Source organism: Lactobacillus gallinarum, from assembly GCF_002160635.1.
GTDB lineage: Bacteria > Bacillota > Bacilli > Lactobacillales > Lactobacillaceae > Lactobacillus > Lactobacillus gallinarum.
The window spans coordinates 41,925-63,608 of sequence record NZ_NFKZ01000008.1 but is presented as its reverse complement, the minus strand read 5'-3'; the positions used below and the strand labels follow the sequence as shown (position 1 = coordinate 63,608).

General features: G+C 38.0%; 18 protein-coding genes and 1 tRNA gene. 18 read left to right on the top strand and 1 reads right to left on the bottom strand.

Features of this window, described 5'->3' with window-relative positions:
• Window positions 1–92: 92 nt before the first annotated feature.
• Both B5E95_RS04790 and B5E95_RS04785 read left to right on the top strand, forming a co-directional pair.
• Window positions 93–1,208 (top strand): hypothetical protein, encoded by a 1,116-nt coding sequence (locus B5E95_RS04790; RefSeq protein WP_025006042.1) that lies wholly within the window; start codon window positions 93–95, stop codon window positions 1,206–1,208.
• Between the two features lie 88 nt (window positions 1,209–1,296).
• Window positions 1,297–1,998, top strand: coding sequence for a GntR family transcriptional regulator (locus B5E95_RS04785; RefSeq protein WP_087175881.1), 702 nt, complete (start codon window positions 1,297–1,299; stop codon window positions 1,996–1,998).
• A gap of 64 nt (window positions 1,999–2,062) precedes the next feature.
• Here the strand turns inward: B5E95_RS04785 and tagD are convergent, their stop codons facing one another.
• The gene (gene tagD / locus B5E95_RS04780) at window positions 2,063–2,449 is read right to left on the bottom strand and encodes a glycerol-3-phosphate cytidylyltransferase (RefSeq protein WP_025005397.1); all 387 of its coding nucleotides are present in this window, start codon (window positions 2,447–2,449) and stop codon (window positions 2,063–2,065) included.
• A gap of 129 nt (window positions 2,450–2,578) precedes the next feature.
• Here tagD and B5E95_RS04775 point away from each other — a divergent pair, with 129 nt between their 5' ends.
• From B5E95_RS04775 to gatA, 16 genes are all read left to right on the top strand, one after another.
• Window positions 2,579–3,307: a WecB/TagA/CpsF family glycosyltransferase gene (locus B5E95_RS04775; protein WP_025005398.1), complete on the top strand. Its 729-nt coding sequence runs from the start codon at window positions 2,579–2,581 to the stop codon at window positions 3,305–3,307.
• 7 nt (window positions 3,308–3,314) lie between these two features.
• Window positions 3,315–4,415, top strand: a complete 1,101-nt coding sequence (locus B5E95_RS04770; protein ID WP_087235698.1) for a glycosyltransferase family 4 protein — start codon at window positions 3,315–3,317, stop codon at window positions 4,413–4,415.
• A gap of 84 nt (window positions 4,416–4,499) precedes the next feature.
• On the top strand, window positions 4,500–5,978 hold the full coding sequence (locus tag B5E95_RS04765; RefSeq protein ID WP_087235697.1) for a nicotinate phosphoribosyltransferase: 1,479 nt from the start codon (window positions 4,500–4,502) through the stop codon (window positions 5,976–5,978).
• A complete protein-coding gene (gene nadE, locus B5E95_RS04760; protein WP_087175884.1) occupies window positions 5,975–6,805 on the top strand; it encodes an ammonia-dependent NAD(+) synthetase in 831 nt (276 codons plus the stop codon). The genes B5E95_RS04765 and nadE overlap by 4 nt, the downstream gene beginning before the upstream one ends.
• A gap of 189 nt (window positions 6,806–6,994) precedes the next feature.
• Window positions 6,995–9,664: a calcium-translocating P-type ATPase, PMCA-type gene (locus B5E95_RS04755; protein ID WP_087235696.1), complete on the top strand. Its 2,670-nt coding sequence runs from the start codon at window positions 6,995–6,997 to the stop codon at window positions 9,662–9,664.
• An 86-nt stretch (window positions 9,665–9,750) separates the two neighbouring features.
• The gene (locus B5E95_RS04750; RefSeq protein ID WP_025005403.1) at window positions 9,751–10,905 is read left to right on the top strand and encodes a CDP-glycerol--glycerophosphate glycerophosphotransferase; all 1,155 of its coding nucleotides are present in this window, start codon (window positions 9,751–9,753) and stop codon (window positions 10,903–10,905) included.
• A gap of 4 nt (window positions 10,906–10,909) precedes the next feature.
• A complete protein-coding gene (locus tag B5E95_RS04745; RefSeq protein WP_087235695.1) occupies window positions 10,910–12,340 on the top strand; it encodes an oligosaccharide flippase family protein in 1,431 nt (476 codons plus the stop codon).
• A 2-nt stretch (window positions 12,341–12,342) separates the two neighbouring features.
• The gene (locus tag B5E95_RS04740; RefSeq protein ID WP_087235694.1) at window positions 12,343–13,041 is read left to right on the top strand and encodes a glycosyltransferase family 32 protein; all 699 of its coding nucleotides are present in this window, start codon (window positions 12,343–12,345) and stop codon (window positions 13,039–13,041) included.
• Window positions 13,029–13,499, top strand: coding sequence for a SprT family protein (locus B5E95_RS04735; RefSeq protein ID WP_087235693.1), 471 nt, complete (start codon window positions 13,029–13,031; stop codon window positions 13,497–13,499). Before B5E95_RS04740 ends, B5E95_RS04735 begins: the two co-directional genes overlap by 13 nt.
• Window positions 13,500–13,564: 65 nt before the next feature.
• Window positions 13,565–13,652: transfer RNA gene (locus tag B5E95_RS04730), tRNA-Leu, on the top strand.
• A gap of 84 nt (window positions 13,653–13,736) precedes the next feature.
• The gene (locus B5E95_RS04725) at window positions 13,737–14,384 is read left to right on the top strand and encodes a glycoside hydrolase family 73 protein (RefSeq protein WP_025005407.1); all 648 of its coding nucleotides are present in this window, start codon (window positions 13,737–13,739) and stop codon (window positions 14,382–14,384) included.
• A gap of 85 nt (window positions 14,385–14,469) precedes the next feature.
• A complete protein-coding gene (gene pcrA / locus B5E95_RS04720) occupies window positions 14,470–16,716 on the top strand; it encodes a DNA helicase PcrA (protein WP_087235692.1) in 2,247 nt (748 codons plus the stop codon).
• Between the two features lie 40 nt (window positions 16,717–16,756).
• The gene (gene ligA / locus B5E95_RS04715; RefSeq protein ID WP_087235691.1) at window positions 16,757–18,763 is read left to right on the top strand and encodes an NAD-dependent DNA ligase LigA; all 2,007 of its coding nucleotides are present in this window, start codon (window positions 16,757–16,759) and stop codon (window positions 18,761–18,763) included.
• 12 nt (window positions 18,764–18,775) lie between these two features.
• Window positions 18,776–19,924 carry a CamS family sex pheromone protein gene (locus B5E95_RS04710; RefSeq protein ID WP_087175891.1) on the top strand — a complete coding sequence of 383 codons (1,149 nt, stop codon included), beginning with the start codon at window positions 18,776–18,778 and terminating at the stop codon, window positions 19,922–19,924.
• Window positions 19,925–19,935: 11 nt separating this feature from the next.
• Window positions 19,936–20,244 carry an Asp-tRNA(Asn)/Glu-tRNA(Gln) amidotransferase subunit GatC gene (gene gatC / locus B5E95_RS04705; RefSeq protein ID WP_025005411.1) on the top strand — a complete coding sequence of 103 codons (309 nt, stop codon included), beginning with the start codon at window positions 19,936–19,938 and terminating at the stop codon, window positions 20,242–20,244.
• A complete protein-coding gene (gatA, locus tag B5E95_RS04700; RefSeq protein ID WP_087175892.1) occupies window positions 20,244–21,683 on the top strand; it encodes an Asp-tRNA(Asn)/Glu-tRNA(Gln) amidotransferase subunit GatA in 1,440 nt (479 codons plus the stop codon). The genes gatC and gatA overlap by 1 nt, the downstream gene beginning before the upstream one ends.
• Window position 21,684 lies beyond the last annotated feature (1 nt).

Below are 21,684 nucleotides of genomic sequence, written 5' to 3'. Positions count from 1 at the left end.
CGTTTGCTCTTTTGGTGTAAAATATAAAATTGCGCCTTAAAAGAAAAAAACAGGTAGAATAGAGGCTGACTTTTGACTAGAAAGGATTATTTATGGCTAGAATAATTAGAGTTGGCGGCTCTAGCAGCGCTACTAGTTGGCATGATGCATTAAATGATTTGCGTGCCGATGATGTATTGATGTTGGGACCCGGATATTATTATTTGCCTAGAGGTCGAGAATTAACCGATATTACAATTAAAGGAACTGGTAGTTTAGCTGAGGATACAACTATTTATGGTAACATCAGCGTTTCGGAAGATAGTCGTTATGTCACATTAGAAAATCTCTGCGTGAATACGACAACAGATAATAATAGTATTTTTGTACCAATAGAAACTAACGGTTACGTTACTTTAAGAAACTGTTGTGTTAAGGGGTATGGTACAGATACGGCAGCTATTGCCATTAATGGTAAAGTGACTCTTGAACTTTATTCAACTAAGATAACTGGTGGATCTGTTTCTATGTACGAAAATGCAGATTTTCGTTTAGAGATGAATGATTCACAAATTGATTATCCATCTGAAAATTATTGTGCTCTAGCTCTTGAAGGGCACGGAACGGCAATTATTAATAATTCTAATATTCGCGGCAGTATCAATACCTTTTTGAAAACAAATGCGGAATTGGATCTCAATAACTCTGAGGTCGATTATGTGTTATTGCACGGCCAAACTTGGATGAATATGCTTAATAGTACTCTTACCGCTAAGGATGATTCATGCCTTTATCTAAGTGATGATTGTTGGAGCAACATCGTTAATAGCAAATTTAACGGTGGGATTTATATCGATAAAAAGACGCATACTATTATCCAAAATTCAACTATTGATCGCATGATCGTAGTTGATGAGGCTAAGGTGACAATGAATAATTCCATTGTGATGGAGCATGCTGATTTTCAAGATAAGAGCAGTTGTGAGGCTACGCGGGTAACCTTTATCGGAAATATGAATTATGAATATTTTTTAGCCTTAAGTGGACATGCTCAATTGAATGGTCATGATTTAATTCTTCATCCTAACCAGGCGGATTTGGCAGTGCAGGACGAAGCTAAATTAAAGACCAACGTCTTAGCTGCGCAAACTGATACATTGAATGTGGAATATAATAAGCGTCCAAACGTTTATATTTTAGGGATGCACTGGACCGCTAAGAAAAAATAATCAGGCAAAATTAACTTAGTGTATGAAATGCAATCTAGACCAATTTAGCATATAATAATAATTGGTATTAAACTTTGGGGGTGTAGTTATGGAAGAACCAATGTACATCAAGATCCACAACCAGATTAAACGCGATATTGAAAACCACGTTTATAAAGTAGGGGACCGAATTCCAGCAGAACGTCAGCTATCAGTGCGCTTTGGCGTTTCACGGATGACTTTGCGCCAAGCAATTAAAACATTGGAAGAAGAAGGAATTCTTGAACGCCGACTAGGTAGCGGGACTTATGTTGCCAGTCAAAAAGTGCAAGAAAAAATGTCTGGTATCATGTCGTTTACTGAAATTACCAAAGCTAATGGCCAAGTACCTTCAAGTAAATTAATTTCCTATCAAGTAGGGAATCCATCTTTATCTGAAAAAGAACGCTTAGCTCTTAAGCAGGATGAAAATGTATTGCGCATGGAAAGAATTCGTTATGCAGATGATATTCCGATTTGTTATGAAGTAGTTACGGTGCCATATTATTTGGTTAAAGACTTTTCTAAAGAAGATATTTCTAGCCATTTGTATGAAACCTTGGAAAAGCGTAGCGGTTTTGAAATTGGCAAAGTAACGGAACACATTTCTGCGGCTATTGCTAATGAACAAGATGCGCGTTTATTGAAGGCCAAGAAGGGCGAAGCTTTAATTACTAGACGTCAGGTTACTGAACTTTCAAGTGGTCAACCATTTGAATATACACGTGCTCGTTACGTGGCTGAACGATTTGAATTTACTTTTTCTAAGTAGAATTAAAAGGACAAAATAAAAACTCCAATTTCACTCAAAAACTTGAGTGGAACTGGAGCTTTTTTTATTTTAGATCTTCTTTGATTTTAGTAGTTGAAATCCCTGGTGTTCTTGGCAAGTAAACAACCTTACAATAAGGCTTTAAGAAGTCAAACTTGCCTTCCCAATCGCTGCCCATTACAAAAGTATCGACATTGTACTTTTTAATATCGTCGATTTTTTGGTCCCAATCTTTCTCAGGGATAACCTCATCAACGTAGCGAATAGCTTCCAAAATATATTTGCGTTCGGGATAAGTATTGTAAGCTTCCTTGTGCTTTTTGAATTCATTAAATTCATCAGTAGAAAGTCCTACAATTAAATAATCGCCTAATTCTTTAGCTCTTTTAAGCAGACGAACATGACCATAGTGAAGCAGGTCAAACGTGCCATAAGTAATTACCTTTTTCATTTTTTCTCCTTTTAACAAGACAATCTTATCATGTTTGAAGAAAAGATAAAACTTGAATATCATACGCGTACTTGCTTATTCCAATGGTAAAATAGATACTAGATGAAGAGACGCGTGAGGTGTGTGGAAATGGATAAAGTTAATATTTTAGGCGTTAATTTTGATAATAAAACTTTTAATCAATTTCAAAATGAATTTATTAGTCGACTGAATGATCACTTATCTACTTTTGTAGTAACTGCTAATCCTGAAATCGTAATGGCAGCTAACGAAAACCCAGAATTCATGAAAATTTTAAAAAATGATACAGATTATATCACTGCGGATGGTATAGGTATTGTTAAGGCGGCTAAGATGATTAAGCAGCCACTACCTGAAAGAGTGACGGGTTATGACTTGTTCACTTGGTTAATGAGTGTGGCTAACGACCGCGGCAGTCGCGTCTACCTGATTGGTGCTAAGCCGGCAGTAATTCATGCTGTGCAAGCTAAGGTAGCTAAAGAATACCCTAATATTAACTTAGTCGGCGCAGAAGATGGCTACTTTAAGGGAGACTTAGATTTAGTGGCTCGTAGAATTCAAAAAACTCAACCAGATATGGTCTTCGCAGCACTAGGTTTTCCTAAGCAAGAAAAACTGCTAGCTATTTTACGTAGAAATGAAACTCCAGCCTTAATGATGGGTGTAGGTGGCAGTTTTGACGTTTTCTCTGGCATGGTCAAAAGAGCACCGGAAATTTTTCAAAAGACGCATCTAGAATGGTTCTATCGTTTGATTACTAATCCATCTCGTTTTAAGCGAATGATGGTATTGCCTAAATTTGTTGTACGCGTTAAGCAATCGAAGAGAGGAAAATAATTAATTGATGAAGGTTTTGCATGTAAATGCTGGTCTTGAAAATGGTGGCGGTTTATCACATATTGTTAATTTATTAACTGAAGCCAAAAATGAAGGTAAAGATTTTGAATTATTGACTTTAGCTGAAGGTCCTGTAGCTCAGGCGGCTCGTGCAAAGGGGATTACTACCCATGTGCTTGGTGCTAATAGTCGTTATGATTTGGCTAGTTTACGTAAGTTAACCCAATTTATTAGCAATGGACATTATGACATTGTGCATACGCATGGGGCTAGAGCCAACCTTTTTCTTTCTCTAATTTATAAAAAAATCAAAGCAACTTGGTGCATTACTGTGCATTCAGATCCCTACTTGGATTTTGAGGAGCGTGGCATTTTAGGAAAAATTTTCACCAAGCTTAATTTGCGTGCGCTAAGAAAAGCTGATTGTGTTTTTGCAGTCACTAATCGTTTTGCACAGCTGCTCATTAATAAAGTACAAGTGGATAAAAGTAAGGTACATGTAATTTATAATGGTATCTTTTTCCACAGCGATAGTGAGATTCCCGCTAAATATGAGCATACTTATTTCAATATTATTAATGTTGCCCGTACTGAAAAGGTTAAGGGCCAAGAATTGCTTTTAAAAGCTGTTAAAAAACTGGACGACCAACATATTCGTTTGCATATTGCAGGAGATGGTAGTCAGCTTGAGGCTTTAAAGGCTTTGACCAGACAATTAGACATGGCACCGCAAGTAACCTTTCACGGTTTTATGACTCATCATCAGCTTAGCGGCTTATATAAGCGAATTGATTTGGCAGTTCTTACTTCATATTCAGAGAGTTTTCCACTTGTGCTTTTAGAAGCCACAGATAATTTAATCCCAATTTTGTCCACAGATGTTGGGGATATTCACAAGATGATTCCTGGGCCAGAATACGGCTTCATTGCTAAAACCGGTGATATTGATTCGATTGCAAAGGCAATTGGCGAAGCGGTAGATAAGTCAAACAAAGAATTGCGTCAAATTGCCAATAATGAGAAACGTTATGCGGAAGAACACTTTTCTGTAAGAAATCAATTAGAGACAATTCAAAAAGTTTACGACACATTGTCAAAAAACGTCTAAGAAAATCAAGTTCAAAAATAGCAATGTGATAGTATTGGCTGTATAATAATGAAAAATGAAATTTTAATTACAGAAAGGGAAACAATGTTTTACCCAGAATTAGACAAAGACGATTCACTCGCTTTGCATACTGATTTATACGAAATTAATATGATGTATACCTACTTCAAGAAAGGGATTGCCGATCGCAATGCTGTTTTTGAAGCTTTTTATAGAACTGAGCCATTCGGCAACGGTTATGCTGTTTATGCTGGTTTGGAACACGTCATCGATTATTTGAAAAATTTGAAATTCAAAGAAAGCGACCTTCAATATTTGAAAGAACAAGAAGGTTACGATGATGACTTTATCGACTATTTGCGCAATTTAAAGCTCAAGCTCACCATCCGTTCAATGAAGGAAGGGGAATTGGTTTTTGCGAACGAACCAATCCTTCAAGTTGAAGGTCCTCTTGCTCAATGTCAATTAGTTGAAACTGCTATTTTGAACATCATCAACTTCCAAACTTTGCTTGCTACCAAGGCTGCAAGAATTAGATTGGCAGTTAAAGATGATAGTTTGATGGAATTCGGTTCACGTCGTGCCCAAGAAACTGACGCAGCTATCTGGGGTGCACGTGCGGCTTACATCGGTGGTTTTGATTCAACTAGTAATGTTCGCGCTGGTAAGTTGTTTGGTATTCCGATTTCTGGAACCCACGCTCATGCTTTAGTTGAAGCCTTTGGCAGCGAATATGAAGCATTTAAAGCATATGCTGAAACACATAAGAACTGCGTCTTCTTAGTTGATACTTATGATACAGTTCGCAGTGGTGTGCCTAACGCTATCAAGGTTGCTAATGAAATGGGTGACAAGATCAACTTCTTGGGCGTTCGAATCGATTCAGGCGACATGGCTTATATTTCTAAGCAAGTTCGTAAGGAATTAGATGATGCTGGCTACCCAGATGCCAAGATTTTTGCTTCTAACGACCTTGATGAAAATACAATCACTAACTTAAAGATGCAAGGTGCAAAAATCGATGTTTGGGGTATTGGTACCAAATATATTACCGCCTACGATCAACCCGCACTTGGTGCAGTTTACAAGTTGGTAGCAATGGAAGATGAAGTACATGCAATGCGTGATACTTTGAAGATTTCTTCTAACGCTATCAAGGTATCCACTCCGGGTAAAAAGCAAGTATGGCGAATCAGTGCCAATACTGCTAAGAAGAACGAGGGTGACTGGGTATCTCGTGATAATGAAGACCCACGTAAGTTTGACGCATTGTTCATGTTCCACCCTCAATATACTTACATCAACAAGGTGGTTACTGATTACACTGCTATTCCGCTTTTACACGACATCTTTAAGGAAGGTAAGCTTGTTTACAATCAACCTAGCCTTGATGAAATTAAAAAGTTTGTTGCTGATAATTTGGATGGCTTATGGGATGAATACAAGCGTAGCTTGAACCCACAAGAATATCCAGTTGATTTATCACAAAACTTGTATGAGAGTAAGATGGATCTTATTCAAGATATTCGTCGTAAGATTAGAGAAAGAAGCATTGGTCGATGAGAGAGTTACAAAAAGAAATTATTGCCTATGAACATGTTTTACCTGAAATTGATCCTAAAAAAGAAATCAGACGTTCAATTGATTTTTTAAAGGATTATTTAAAGGCTAATCCATTTTTGAAGTCATATGTGTTGGGCATTTCTGGTGGTCAAGATTCTACTTTAACTGGTAAGCTTTGCCAAATGGCAATTGAAGAAATGCGTGAAGAAACTGGTGATGATTCTTACCAATTTATCGCTGTACGTTTGCCATACGGCGTTCAAGCTGATGCTAGTGATGCTGCAGATGCTGTAGCTTTTCAAAAGCCTGATCAAGATTTAATTGTTAACATCAAGGAACCAGTAGATGCTATGGTGAAAGTAGTTGAAGCTAGTGGCCAAAAGATTACTGACTTTAACAAGGGTAATATCAAGGCTCGTCAAAGAATGGTTGTGCAATATGCCATTGCCGGTGCTAACAAGGGTGCCGTAGTTGGTACTGATCATGCTGCTGAAAACTTTAGTGGTTTTTACACTAAATTTGGTGATGGTGCCGCTGACTTAACTCCACTGTTCCGCTTAGACAAGCGCCAAGGCAAGATGCTTTTGAAGGAGTTAGGTTGCCCTGCTCATCTTTATGAAAAGGCTCCTACAGCTGACCTTGAAGAAGAAAAGCCAGATTTGCCAGATGAAGTTGCTTTGGGTGTAACTTACAAGGAAATCGATGACTACCTTGAAGGCAAGGAAGTTAGCGATAAAGCAGCTGATCAAATCGAAAAGTTATGGAAGAAGAGTGAACACAAGCGTCATTTGCCAGTTACTGTTTTTGATGATTTTTACAAGAAATAATCATTCACTAAAACTTGTTAAAGATTCAAAACCTTCTTATAATGAACTTGATCATAAGGGAGTAACGGCAATTTGCTTGCGGTAAATCCAACAGCCGAAGTAATCACTTCTGGATTTACCTTAATTTGTGAGACTTATGTGCTACAAGCATGTAAGTCTCTTTTTTATTATGAGAAAGGATGAAATAAAATGGCTCGAAAATATTACACAGAGACAATTCCCGATGTCGTTGAGAATTTGAATACCGCCATCGACACTGGCTTGTCTAGTGAAGAAGCCAAAAAGAGATTAACAAAGTATGGTCCGAATTCTCTTGCTTCTAAAAAGAAGAAGAGCATGTTCATGCGCTTTGTTGATCAATTTAAAGATTTTATGATCATTGTTTTGATCATTGCTGCAATTCTTAGTGGGGTAGTTGCCCATGAATGGACAGACGCCGCAATTATCATGATCGTGGTTATTCTGAACGCTGTTTTAGGGGTAATTCAAGAGGCACGTTCTGAAGCTGCGATCGACGCATTAAAGCAGATGGCAACGCCGAGTGCGCATGTGCGGCGAGATAATGCTATTGTACAAATTCCAAGTACAGAACTTGTACCAGGCGATATTGTCTTGCTTGAAGCTGGAGATGTTGTTCCAGCTGATCTGCGGTTAATTAGAGCACATAGCTTAAAAATTGAAGAAGCTGCTTTAACCGGTGAATCGGTTCCTGTTGATAAAAGCGATGAAACTCTTCAAGGTGATGACATTGCCTTGGCTGATCGAATTAACATGGCTTATTCTAGTACCAATGTTACTTATGGTCGCGGTGAAGGGATTGTCGTTGGAACAGGGATGAATACCGAAGTTGGTAAGATCGCCACGATGCTTAACAATGCCGATGAAACCGACACTCCTTTGAAGGAAAACTTGAACCATTTAGGCAAGATCTTGACGATCATGATTTTGGCTATTTGTGTGATTGTGTTTGTTGTCGGGATGTTCACTAAGCAAGGCACGGAGCCAATGAATGCTTTGCTGATTGATATGTTCTTAGTTGCTGTTTCACTTGCCGTAGCTGCTATTCCAGAAGGACTTCCAGCAATTGTTACGATTATTTTGGCTTTAGGTACGCAAACAATGGCCAAACACAAGGCTATCGTCAGAAAATTGCCAGCTGTTGAAACTTTAGGTGCTACTGACATTATTTGTTCAGATAAGACTGGTACTTTGACCCAAAACCGGATGACCGTTGAAAAGATTTTTTATCGCGGCAGTTTGCATGATGATAATGATGAAATCGAGGAGGACAATCCGGCCTTATTATCAATGGTCTTGGCCAATGACACCAAGATTGAAAATGGTGGGGACTTGCTAGGGGATCCTACCGAAACGGCTTTGATTCAATATGCTTTTGATCAAAACATTAATGTTCATGACTTGCTTGAAGAACACAAGAGAGTGCAAGAAGTACCATTTGATTCAGAACGTAAGTTAATGAGTACCGTTAATAAGTATGGCGATAAGTTCTTTGTTGCCGTTAAGGGTGCTCCTGATGAATTACTTAAGCGCGTAACTTCGGTCAAAATTAATGGTGAAATTTCACCAATTACTGCAGAGCAAAAACAAGATATTTTACAAACTAACAAAGATATGGCTAAAAAAGCCTTGCGTGTCTTGGGCCTAGCTTACAAGATAGTTGATCAGACTTACGATGATCCAAGTACTGATAACGTGGAACAGGATTTAATTTTTGCAGGACTTGTTGGCATGATTGATCCAGAACGGCCTGAAGCAAAAGCTGCCGTAGCCGAAGCTCACAGTGCTGGTATTAGAACCGTTATGATTACTGGTGACCACCAAGTAACGGCTCAAGCGATTGCGGAAAGATTGGGGATCTTAGAGCCAGGACATGACGAACGTGTTTTGACTGGTGCACAGCTTGATCAATTAAGCGATGATTACTTTACTAAGCATGTTGGTGACTATAACGTTTATGCTCGTGTGTCGCCAGAGCATAAAGTAAGAATTGTGAAGGCATGGCAGGCAAATGATAAGATCGTTGCCATGACTGGTGACGGTGTTAACGACGCTCCAAGTTTAAAGCAAGCTGATATCGGGATCGGTATGGGAATTACCGGTACTGAAGTGTCTAAAGGTGCTGCCGATATGGTCTTAGCCGATGATAACTTTGCGACAATTGTTGAAGCAGTTAAGCAAGGACGCAAAGTCTTTAGCAATATTCAAAAGGCGATCCTTTACTTAATGAGTTGTAACGTCGGTGAAGTGTTAACTGTCTTTATGATGACGATGCTGGGCTGGGATATCTTAGCCCCAGTGCAACTTCTTTGGATTAACTTGGTTACTGATACCTTGCCAGCCATTGCATTAGGTGTGGAGCCAGTTGAAGATGGCATCATGAAGCGTAAGCCTCGTGGTAAAAAGTCTAACTTCTTTAGCGGCGGTGTAGCTAGCTCAATTATTTATCAAGGTATTTTGGAAGGAATCCTAGTGTTAGGTGCTTACCAGTTTGGTCTGCATGTTGGTCCACATATTGATAATCCAGCTTTGCAGCATGGGGATGCTTTAACCATGGCTTTCTTGACTTTAGGCTTGATCCAATTGTTCCATGCAATTAATTCAAAGTACTTACACCAATCTATTTTTAGAAGACATACCTTTTCTAACAAATGGTTCAATGGTGCGATCATCATCTCTGCTTTAGTGATGTCAGCTGTTGAATTGCCATTTATGACTAGATTCTTTGATGTCACTGAACTTAATGGTGCACAATGGGCAGTTGTTTTAATTGCCGGGCTGTGCATGATTTTGATTGTCGAAATTGTTAAATTCTTTGAAAGAAGAGCCGGAAAAAGATAAAGTTTGCCAAAATAAACGAAAAAAGCTTGAGTAAACTCAGGCTTTTTTTGTATGCTTAAATCAGATTATTTTGAGGAAGTTATCAGATGAAAAGTTTTTTATTCCGCCTATATTTATCATTGATGAAATTTAGAGCGCATTTTACGACGATGGAAAATAATAATATCGTTATCTTAAATGGCTCAGGTCGGTCAGGTTCAAATGGCTATGCCTTTTATAAATGGCTATTGCTTAATCATCCCGAATATAACGTCAGCTTGATTGAACCATGGCCATCATCTCACTTGAAATGGGAAGCCTGGCAAAAGATCGGTGCGGCGCGTTACGTCATTACAACGCACCAACCATTTAAAGTACGCAAGCATCAAATTAACGTTCAGCTTTGGCACGGTGTTCCACTTAAGCGGATGGGGATCATGGCAAACAATACTCGCTATCGTGATAATAAGCGTAATGAAAAATTGTGGCATAAGAATGCAGATATCGTCGCTTCAAGTTCAGATTTGTATGAGACACTCATGAGCGCCTGTATGGCGATCGAAACTGAAAAGTACCATAAGTTAGGCTTTCCTCGTCTAGATCTACTAGATAAGCCTGTTATTAGCAAAGAGCAATTATTAAAAGATTTGTTTAACACTACTGATTCAGAAGCACAGATCGGGATTTACATGCCTACGTTTAGGTATGAGTTAGAAGATAAGACGATTATGGATAAAATCAAAGAAGGTAACTTTTTTGCATTTGAAGACTTCGATGGGGAAAAATTAAACGCCGAATTAGCTAAGCGACACCAATACTTAATTGTGAAATTGCATCCCTACGAAATGCGCTTATTCGCTAACTTCAAGAGTAATTATTCCAACATTGCCTTTTTAAACAATGATTACTTATTTGACCACAATTATGATTTGTATGAACTCTTGGGCGATACCGATTTCTTGATGACTGATTTTTCATCGATTTATTTCGATTATCTGCATCTTAATAAACCGATTGTCTTTGTCACTAACTTCTTACAGCAATATAAAAAGACGCGTGGACTTCTGCTTAGTCCGTATGATGAAATTACACCGGGTATTTGCGTTAATTCAGAAGCGGAATTAATCAATAATTTGGATCATCTTGATAATCAACAAATTGTCAATCGGCGTCTTTACTGGCTGCATTTAACCAGTGAGGCTAAGGGTGATTCATACTGTCAAAATGTCTTTGAATATATGACTCAAGAATATCGAGGTTAAGGTATTGCGTAAAACATTTTTAAATATCTTATATAATGCAGTTTATCAGATCTTTATCGTTTTAGTACCGCTGATTACAGTACCCTATCTTTCAAGGGTATTAGGGCCAAAAACTTATGGAATCTACAGTAGTGTTAATAACACAGTCCAATTTTTGATGATCTTTTGTATTTTGTCAGTTTCTTATGTGGGGATGCGGACGATTTCAAAAACACGGACGTATGGTACACCTGAAGATTTAACTAAAGCATTTTGGGGATTATGGTATTTCCAGGGGATTGCTGGGATTATTACTATTGCTTTTACTGTTTTTATTACTACAGTATTCCATATTCAATATTGGTTTTATCTAGTATTAATGGTGCCATATTTGATTTCTGCACAAGTGGATATCTCATGGTTCTTCCAAGGGTTAGCCGACTTCGGCCGAGTTGTTTTGAAAAATACTTGTGTAAAACTAGTCAGCGTTGTATTGATCTTATTATGGGTAAAATCACCAGCAGACTTGTGGAAGTATTTGTTAATCATGTCGGTTTCGACTATGCTTGGGTCCTTTGTCTTTTGGTTTGACATTCACCGTTATGTAGGCAAGCCAGTCGCTCATTTTTATAAGTTCAAAAAGACGGCAATTGCGATTGGTACGCTAATGATTCCGCAGATTGCGACCCAAATTTATACATCGTTAGATAAACCAATTTTGGGGCTTTTTTCAAGTTCAACCCAGGTTTCTTTTTATGATAATTCGCAAAGAATCTCAAACATGATCTTAGGCGTAATCACTAGTATTTCGCTTGTTATCATGCCGAAGATGGCCAGTGAAGGAAAAGAAGCACAAAAGGTAGTGATGAAGAAGTCCCTAGAAGCCACGGTAATGTTGGGGACATTATTTGCAGTAATCATTATGGCTAATACTAAACAATTCGTGCCATTCTTTTTCGGAAATCAATATATTCCAATGACACCGTTGATGTTTTGGTTTACCTTAACCATTATCATGATTCCAACCGGTGGGGTTTTTGCTAATCAGTTTGCTCTGGCTAATAGTCGGGACCGTGATTATGCTTTTCCGGTCGTAATTGGAGCGATTTTAGAAATTGTTTTAAGTTACGTGCTAGACCGTCCATATGGTGCGATGGGAGCAATGATCGCCATTTTAATTACTGAATTTGTTGTGTTGATACTTAGACTGTGGGTAGTACGCGATGGCTATCAATTTACATATGTCTTTCATGATGTGCCTAAATATATTGCAATTGCTTTGATTACCTTAGCTGCAGGGATGCTGATGCCTAACTTTATTTCATCTGCATTTTTCAATATGGCAGTTAAATCAATTATCATGCTCGTAATTTATTTGGGCTTGATGTTCCTGTTTAAGTTGGACTTTAACGAAGATATTGTTAAACTGCTCAAGAATTTCTTTAAACGAGGTTGAAAATGATACCAAAAATAATTCATTATGTTTGGGTAGGTCATAATCCTAAGTCAAAAATAATTAAAGAATGTATTGCGACCTGGAAGAAAAATCTGCCTGCTTATCAATTCATTGAATGGAATGAAGATAATTTTGACATGCATGAAAATAAATATATTGAGCAGGCCTATCAGGCTAAAAAATGGGCCTTTGTTTCTGACTATATTCGTGCACGGGCAATTTATGAGCAGGGTGGTATTTATTTGGATACCGATGTGCGCGTAATTGATGATCTAACTCCTTTGTTAAAGGATCAGGCTTTTATTGGCTTTGAGAACAAAGATTATCTCTCAGCCGCAATTTTTGGTGCAGAGAAAAAGCATCCCTTCATGCAAGATATTTTAGATTATTATCAAGATCGCAGTTTTGAATTCGATTCTCATAATCAAATGGCAGGAGTCAACAGCATTTCGGTTACTGACATCTTGATAGATAAATATGGTCTAAAAATTGGTAATAAAGAACAAATGCTTAAAGAGGGCATTCATGTTTATCCAGACGGCGTATTGTGCAATCCTTCCAAAGATTCCAAGTCTATCCATCTTTTTACAGGGACTTGGATGAACGGCAAGCATACTTTTAAGCATAAGATCGTAACGGATTTAAAACGTCATATCAATACTCCAAAACAGGCTGGGCGATATGCTAAATGGATTCGGTAGAATTACAAAATTTAATAGAGCAAATTTCTCTGCAATGTTTTAATAGACCATTTTTGCATCAGATAAAAATCAATCGCCGAATGACGACAACAGGTGGACGTTACCACCTTGATGATCATCATATTGAAATTAATGCGCATTTTTTAGCGCCACAATATCATGAATATTTGGTAGGCATTATTAAGCATGAATTGTGTCACTATCACTTGCATTTATTGCATCGTGGTTATCATCATCGCGATCGTGATTTTAAAATTTTGCTCCAAAAAGTAGGTGGCAGTCGCTATGCACCCGATATAGGCTTGCGTCGGCGTAAAAAATTTAATTATATTTATGTCTGTGAAAATTGCGGCTTGCATTATCCGCGTATGCGCCGAATTAATACTAGAAGGTATAGATGCGGTAAATGCAAGAGGCAGCTGCGTTTAGAGCAAAATTTTAAAGTTTCTAATAAATAAATTTAAATTATTTTCAATTTTCCCTTGCACATCTCTTAGATTTAGTCTATTATAGTTGATGTGCCGCGGGCGTGGCGGAATGGCAGACGCGCAAGACTAAGGATCTTGTGATCGCTTTAGATCGTGGAAGTTCGAGTCTTCTCGCCCGCACCAATTAAGAAGTCGCAGTGAGCGACTTCTTTTTTTTACACAAAAATAGGTTATACTTTACTTAATGAATTAAAGGAAATAAGTATTATGGCAAAAAAGCGTAAGTCAAGGATACCTAAAAGCGTAAAGACCGTTGTACGTGTGTTTATCATTTTGTTTATTTTGTTAGTGGCATATGTAGGTTTTCATTACTACAGAAGATATGCAATTCAATCTGAACAAATTAGACAAGCACAACTGCAGCGTGAACAAGAAGCCGCAAAATTATTACGGCAAAAGAAAGCATTTATTAAAAAGATTGGGCCGATTGCCCGTGAAGTAGATAAATCATACGATTTATTACCAAGTATTACTGTTGCCCAAGCTTGTCTTGAAAGTAATTACGGGCAAAGCGATTTATCACAAAAATATAATAATTTATTTGGAGTGAAGGGAACTAATCCTAATACTTCTGCGGTGATGACAACTAAGGAATATGTTAAGGGCAAGTGGATCACTGTTAAGGCACGCTTTCAAATTTATGATTCATATGAGGCATCGATTAGAGCCCATGCGCGTCTATTCCAAAATGGAACGACTTGGAATCATCAACAATATAAGCATGTCTTAGCTTCTAAAGACTATAAGACTCAGGCGAAGGCTTTGGTTACTGATGGCTACGCTACCGATCCTGATTATGCGGATAAATTGATTAATTTGATTGAACAATTTGATTTGGAAAAATATGATAAGTAAAAGTAAAGCAGCAAAATGAATGCTGCTTTTTTTGGTATAATATTCGAGTTGCATTAGTAAATTTATTTTTGTGAAGGGGACAATAATGAGCGAAAAATCTATCTTAGCCGGTTTGAATCCGCAACAGAAAAAAGCGGTTGAAACTACAGAAGGACCACTGTTGGTCGTTGCTGGGGCAGGTTCTGGTAAAACTTCTGTTTTAACTAGACGAATAGCCTACTTAGTTGAAGAAAATCAAGTTGCACCATGGAATATTTTAGCCATTACCTTCACCAATAAGGCGGCTAATGAAATGCGTGAGCGTGAACAAAAATTGCTAGGGCCAGCCGCTCAAAATATTTGGATGTCGACTTTCCACGCCCTTTGTGTTCGAATTTTGCGTAGAGACGCTGATAAGATTGGCTATAGTCATAACTTTTCTATTGCGGATTCTGCAGAACAATTGACTTTGGTAAAACATATTGAAAAGGATTTGAATATTAATCCTAAGATGTACGATCCACGTGGAATTTTGTCTGCTATTTCTAATGGAAAGAACGACTTGCTTGATCCTAAGGCTTTTGCTGCAAGTGCTAGTTCACCTTTTGATAAAATGGCAGCTAAGGTATATGAAGAATATCAAAGAAGACTGCGCCGTGATCAAATTATGGACTTTGACGATTTGATTATGCAGACTTTGGTTTTATTTAAAAAAGATCCAGATACTCTTCATTATTATCAAAATAAGTTCCGTTACATTTTGGTAGATGAATATCAGGATACTAACCAAGCTCAGTATGAACTCTGTCATGCATTAGCTGCACAATATAAAAATATTTGTGTAGTTGGGGATGCTGATCAGTCAATCTATGGCTGGCGTGGTGCTAACATGGAAAACATCATGAATTTTGAGCAAGATTACAAAACTGATGGAGTTAGAACTGTTAAGCTAGAACAGAATTACCGTTCAACTGGTCATATCTTATCAGCCGCAAACTCAGTGATTAAAAATAATCAGAACCGTAAGGCAAAGAATTTATGGACTGATCAAGGCGAGGGTGCCAAGGTTACTTATTATCAAGCTCAAAGTGGTGATGATGAATCCCACTACATTATTTCGAAAATTAAGGAAGAAGTAGAAGCTAAAAAACGCACTTACAAAGATTTTGCCATTCTTTATCGAACTAACGCCCAATCACGTACAGTCGAAGAAGCTTTTGTTAAATCAAATATTCCTTATCAAATCGTGGGAGGTCACAAATTCTACGACCGTAAAGAAATTAAGGACATTATGGCTTACTTGAAGTTGGTCGCAAATCCTGCGGATACAATGAGCATGAATCGTATTATCAATGTGCCTAAGCGTGGTATTGGTGCAGCGACTGTGGATAAGTTGTTGGCATTTGCGGATGAAAATCACTATAATGCCTTGGATGCCATGGATCATGTGGCAGAAAGTCCAATTAATACCAGAGCTGCTAAAAAGTTAAGCGATTTTGGCACAAAATTGAGGGATGCAATAGCTTATGCACAAACGCATGGCGTAACTGGTTTAACTGAAAAGATCTTGTCTGACTTTGAATATACTGATGCTTTAAGAGCGGAAAATACTATTGAAGCTGAAACTAGATTAGAGAACTTGGATGAATTCTTATCAGTTACTAAGCGTTTTGATGATCATTATGAACCCGATGAAGATGAATCAAATCCGTTGAGTGACTTCTTGGCAGAAGTTTCATTATTGAGTGATCAGGATGATTTAGATGAAGATGATAATCAAGTTGCTTTAATGACCTTGCATGCTGCTAAAGGTCTAGAATTCCCAGTTGTTTTCTTGGTCGGCATGGAAGATGGGTTGTTCCCATTGCAGCGAGCAATGATGGATGATAATGAACTTGAAGAAGAGCGCCGTTTAGCTTATGTAGGAATTACTAGAGCTAAGAAGGAACTTTATTTGACTAATGCATATTCACGGATGATGTACGGTCGTATGCAAAATAATCCACCTTCAAGATTTTTGGATGAAATTGATCCTAAAGATTTGCAAAAAGAAGAAAGCAATCAACTTCAAAGTAGCTTTATTGAATCTAATTTTCAATCACAACCTGCACCATTTGCGCGTAAAGCTGAACGAGCTCGTGCCCAAGTTTATACTGCTAAAAAGGCTTCTGGTGCTGTAGGTGCCGAAAAGAAAGGCTGGAGTGTTGGCGATCAAGTTGAACATAAAGCTTGGGGCCGCGGTGTTGTAACCAAAGTCAATGGCACAGGGGAAGATATGGAATTAGATATTGCCTTCCCAGATAAAGGAATTAAGCGTCTTCTAGCAGCTTTTGCGCCTATTAAGAAGGTATAATAAAGATAAAAATAAAAGGATTTTTAATCAGGAGGTAAAAATGGCTAAGATTACTCTTGATGAAGCTAAAAAAGAAGCAGCTTCTCTTAGAACCCAGCTAGATGAATGGGCCGATGCGTATTACTCTAAAGATGCGCCTGAAGTTGAAGACAATGTTTATGATCAAAATTACAACCGTTTGCTTGAATTAGAAAAAGCTTTCCCTGAAATTGTTACGCCTGATTCAATCACTCAGCGTGTAGGTGGAGAAATCGATAGTGATTTTACAAAGGTTAACCACCCAATTCCTATGCTTTCAATGGGGGATGTTTTTTCTAAGGAAGAACTTAAGGAATTTGACCAACGAATGCAAAAGCTGGTTGGTCACCCCGTGGAATATAATGTCGAATTAAAGATCGATGGCTTATCTTTATCACTTGAATATCAAGATGGTAAATTGGTTCGTGCATCGACTCGAGGTAATGGTTATGTTGGTGAAGATGTAACGGCTAATGCACGTTATATTGCGGATATTCCTCAAGTTTTACCAGAACCTTTAACTACTGAGGTTCGCGGCGAATGTTATATGGGAAAAGAAGCTTTTGCCAAGTTAAACCAAGAGCGTGAAGAAGAAGGCTTGAGCGTTTTTGCAAATCCACGTAATGCGGCTGCTGGCTCACTTCGTCAGCTTGATCCTAAGGTTACTAAGAAACGTCAACTAAGTACTTTTATTTATACATGGGTTAATCCACCGCGCGAGATTACCAGTCAGCACCAAGCGATTGAACGCATGCATGAATTAGGTTTTCATACTAATGAAACAGGTCGCAAATTAGCTAACCTTGATGAAGTGTTTAATTTTATCGACGAATACACGGCTAAGCGTAATAGTCTAACATATGGTATTGATGGAATTGTTCTAAAAGTTGATGATTTAAGTCTTGAACAGCAATTAGGAAATACCGTGAAGGTGCCACGCTGGGAGATTGCTTATAAGTTCCCACCAGAAGAGCAAGAAACGATCGTGCGTGATATCGTTTGGACAGTTGGCCGAACTGGTGTTGTAACGCCAACGGCAGTCATGGATCCTGTCCAACTGGCAGGGACAACCGTTGCAAGAGCTTCACTGCACAATCCAGATTATTTGAATGAAAAAGGCGTTCGGATTGGTGATACCGTTAAGCTTCATAAAGCCGGCGATATTATCCCTGAGATTTCTGAAGTGGTTTTATCAAAGAGACCAGCAGATTCTGTGCCTTATGAAATTCCTACTACTTGTCCGTCCTGCGGGCAAAAATTAGTCCACTTAGAAGATGAAGTAGCCTTGCGTTGCATTAATCCATCTTGTCCAGCTCAAGTGGAAGAAGGCATTACTCACTTTGCTTCTCGTCCTGCCATGAATATTGCAGGTTTAGGTCCTAAAATTGTTAAGCAATTGATTGCTAAGGACTTAGTGCATAATGTAGCTGATCTTTATCATTTAACAAATGAAGATCTTGCCCAACTTGATCACTTTAAAGAAAAATCCATCAATAATTTGTTAACGGCAATTAATAATTCCAAAAATAATTCTGTTGAATTATTGATTACTGGTTTAGGAATTGACCATGTTGGAGCTAAGGCAGCCCGCTTAATTGCGCAAAAGTTTAAAAATCTAACAAAGATTATGTCACTAGGGGTGCAAGATATTGCTTCAATCGATACAATAGGCATGACGATTGCAGAATCAATGACAACATATTTTGCTCAACCTGAAGCACAAAAATTAATTGAAGAATTAAAAGAAAGCGGACTTAATATGGACTACTTAGGTGCAGATGAACCAGAAGCAGCACCAGATAATCCATTTAAAGATAAAACCGTTGTTTTAACAGGTAAATTAGAGCATTATACAAGAAGTGAATTTACCAAGAAATTGCAGGCTTTAGGTGCCAAGGTCACAGGATCTGTATCGCGTAAAACTGATTACGTAATTTATGGAAAAGATGCTGGATCTAAGTATAATAAAGCTGAGCAACTGGGAGTACCACTTCTGACTGAAGAAGAGGCAATCGCACAAATTGAATAAAGGACAATTATTGTGAAAAAATATTTGCAGATTATAGCTTTAGCTGGGGCAATGCTCACTCTGAGTGGTTGTGGTAAATTAAAAGATTCAAGTTTAGCAAATAATGCCACTACTACTTCAACAGCTAAAAAGAAAAGTTATCAAACAACCAATACAGGTAAAAATGGCTACACCGTTTTAATGAAAAATGGTCGCTATGTAATTAGTCCAATTGCTGGTTTAACCGCAACTGATAATGATAATTCAGTTGATACGCGTGAATTAGAGCGTGGCTTAATCCAGATTTCTAAAAATCAATTTTCACCTAACCAATATGTGTTCCAAGAAGGACAATACTTAGATACTTCAACAGTGACAGATTGGCTGATTAGAAAGTCTAAGAGCAATCCAAAGGGCTTGAATCCAGCTGATAATGGCAAAAATGGTCCTGATACTCGTAATCCAATTTATTTGGAAGAAATTGTAGAGCAAGACTATTTAACTGGTTCAGGTTCAAAGTATCAACTTGGTGGAATGAGCTTAGGTTTAGCAATGAATTCTGTTGACTATTACCAAAAAAAGCGTGATGGTGCAGAATTTAAGACTGAAATTTCAAGAGCTGAACAAAAGGCTCAAGGTGAAAAAATTGCTAATGAAATTGTAGCTCGTTTGCGTAAGAAGAAGGCTTTGAAGAATATTCCAATTACCATTGGATTGTTCTCAAAGACAGAAAAAGATTCATTAGTTGGCGGAACTTACTTTGCTTACGGGACAGCGGCCGCTAATAGTAGTAAAATAACTAAATGGAAATCCGTGTCGGAAAAAATGCAAGTTTTACCGACAACTGGTAATGAAAAAGCAATTAATAGTGATGATGCATCTCACTTTAATGATTTTAAGGCAGCTATTCAAAATTACTTCCCTAATATTAGTGGAGTAACAGCAACTTTGCGTTATGATAATGGCAAGCTTGCTCAAGAAAATATTTCAATTACCACACAATTTTATGGTTATGAGCAAATTCAGAGTTTTACTCGTTTAGTTTTGTCATCGGCAAAGAAATATCTGTCTAATAATGTTCCAATTGAAATTAAAATTGGATCGGTTGATGATGTGCAAGCATTAATTGCTAAGGAAACCGGCGACAGTGATTATCAAGTCCATGTATATGGCGGCGAATAGGAGGTATTTGCGTGGAAATCACAAAAGATACCATTAAACACGTTGCGACTCTTTCGCGACTTGCGTTTAATGAAGAGGAATTAGATAAATTTACAGATCAAATGGGATCAATTATCAACATGGCAGATCAACTTAGTGAAGTTGATACTGAAGGCGTTGAAGAAACTGTGCAAGTTGTTGATCGTGATACTGTATTTAGAGAAGATAAACCTGAACACTGGCAAGGACAAAACAGAGAAACATTAATGGCTAATGTTCCTGAAAAGGCTAACGGCTACATTAAGGTTCCTGTAATTATTAATAAGGATGAGGACGAGTAATGAATTACTTAAACGAAAATATTGATTCATTAAATAAAAAGCTTGCCAGCGGTGACTTGTCAGCAGATAAGTTGGCTCAAGATACTGTGGCAAACATTAAAGATACAGATAAGAAGTTAAATGCTTGGATTACTGTAGTAGATGATGCAAAGCCTGCAGAAAACCTTGATTTTTCAAAGAGTAAATTAGCAGGTATTCCAATTGCCATTAAGGACAACATTATTACTAATGGTATTAAGACTACTGCAGCAAGTCATATGTTGTACAATTACATGCCAATGTATGATGCAACAGTTGTTTCTAAGCTTAAGAAGGCTGGAGCAACCTTTGTTGGTAAGACCAACATGGATGAATTTGCTATGGGTTCTTCAACTGAACACTCATACTATGGTGCAACCCATAACCCATGGAACTTAGATAAGGTTCCTGGTGGTTCATCCGGTGGTTCTGCAGCAGCAGTTGCTGGTGGTCAAGTTGTAGCAGCTCTTGGTTCAGATACTGGTGGTTCAATTCGTCAACCAGCTGCATTCAATGGTATTTTTGGTATTAAGCCAACTTATGGCCGTGTATCTCGTTGGGGTCTTATCGCATTTGGTTCTTCACTTGATCAAATTGGTGTAATGACTAAGCGCGTTAAGGATTCAGCAGAAGTACTTAATGTAATTGCAGGTGGCGATGAACACGATTCAACTGTTTCAACTCGTGAAGTTCCTGACTTTACCAAGTTTATTGGCCAAGATGTTAAGGGTCTTCGCGTAGCCGTTCCTAAGGAATACATGGAAGCAGTTAGTGGTGAAATGCGTGAAGTTATCCAAAAGCAAATTGATGCTTTAAAGGATGCCGGTGCAATCATCAATGAAGTATCATTGCCACATACTAAGTACGTTGTGCCAGACTACTACATCATCGCTTCAAGTGAAGCTTCATCAAACCTTCAAAGATACGATGGTATTCGTTACGGTTATCGTGCAGAAGACACTAAGAACTTGCTTGATGTTTACGTTAAATCACGTTCTGAAGGTTTTGGTGCAGAAGTTAAGCGTCGTATCATGCTTGGTTCATTTGCACTTTCAGCTGGTTCATACGATAGATTCTTTAGACAAGCTGCTAAAGTTAGAACATTAATCTGCAACGACTTCGATAAGATCTTTGCTGAAAATGATGTGATCGTTGGTCCAACAACTACTGAACCTGCATTTGATATTGGCAGTGAAATTTCTGACCCAATTAAGATGTACAACAACGATATTTTGACTATTTCTGCCAACTTAGCAGGTATTCCTGCAGCTAGTGTTCCAGCTGGTTTAGTTGATGGTATGCCTGTCGGCTTACAAGTTATGGCTAAGCGTTTTGATGAAGGTAATGTCTTCAAGACTGCTGACTTTATTGAACGCACAAATAAGTTTTATGAAAAAACACCAACTGGAATGGAGGATTAAT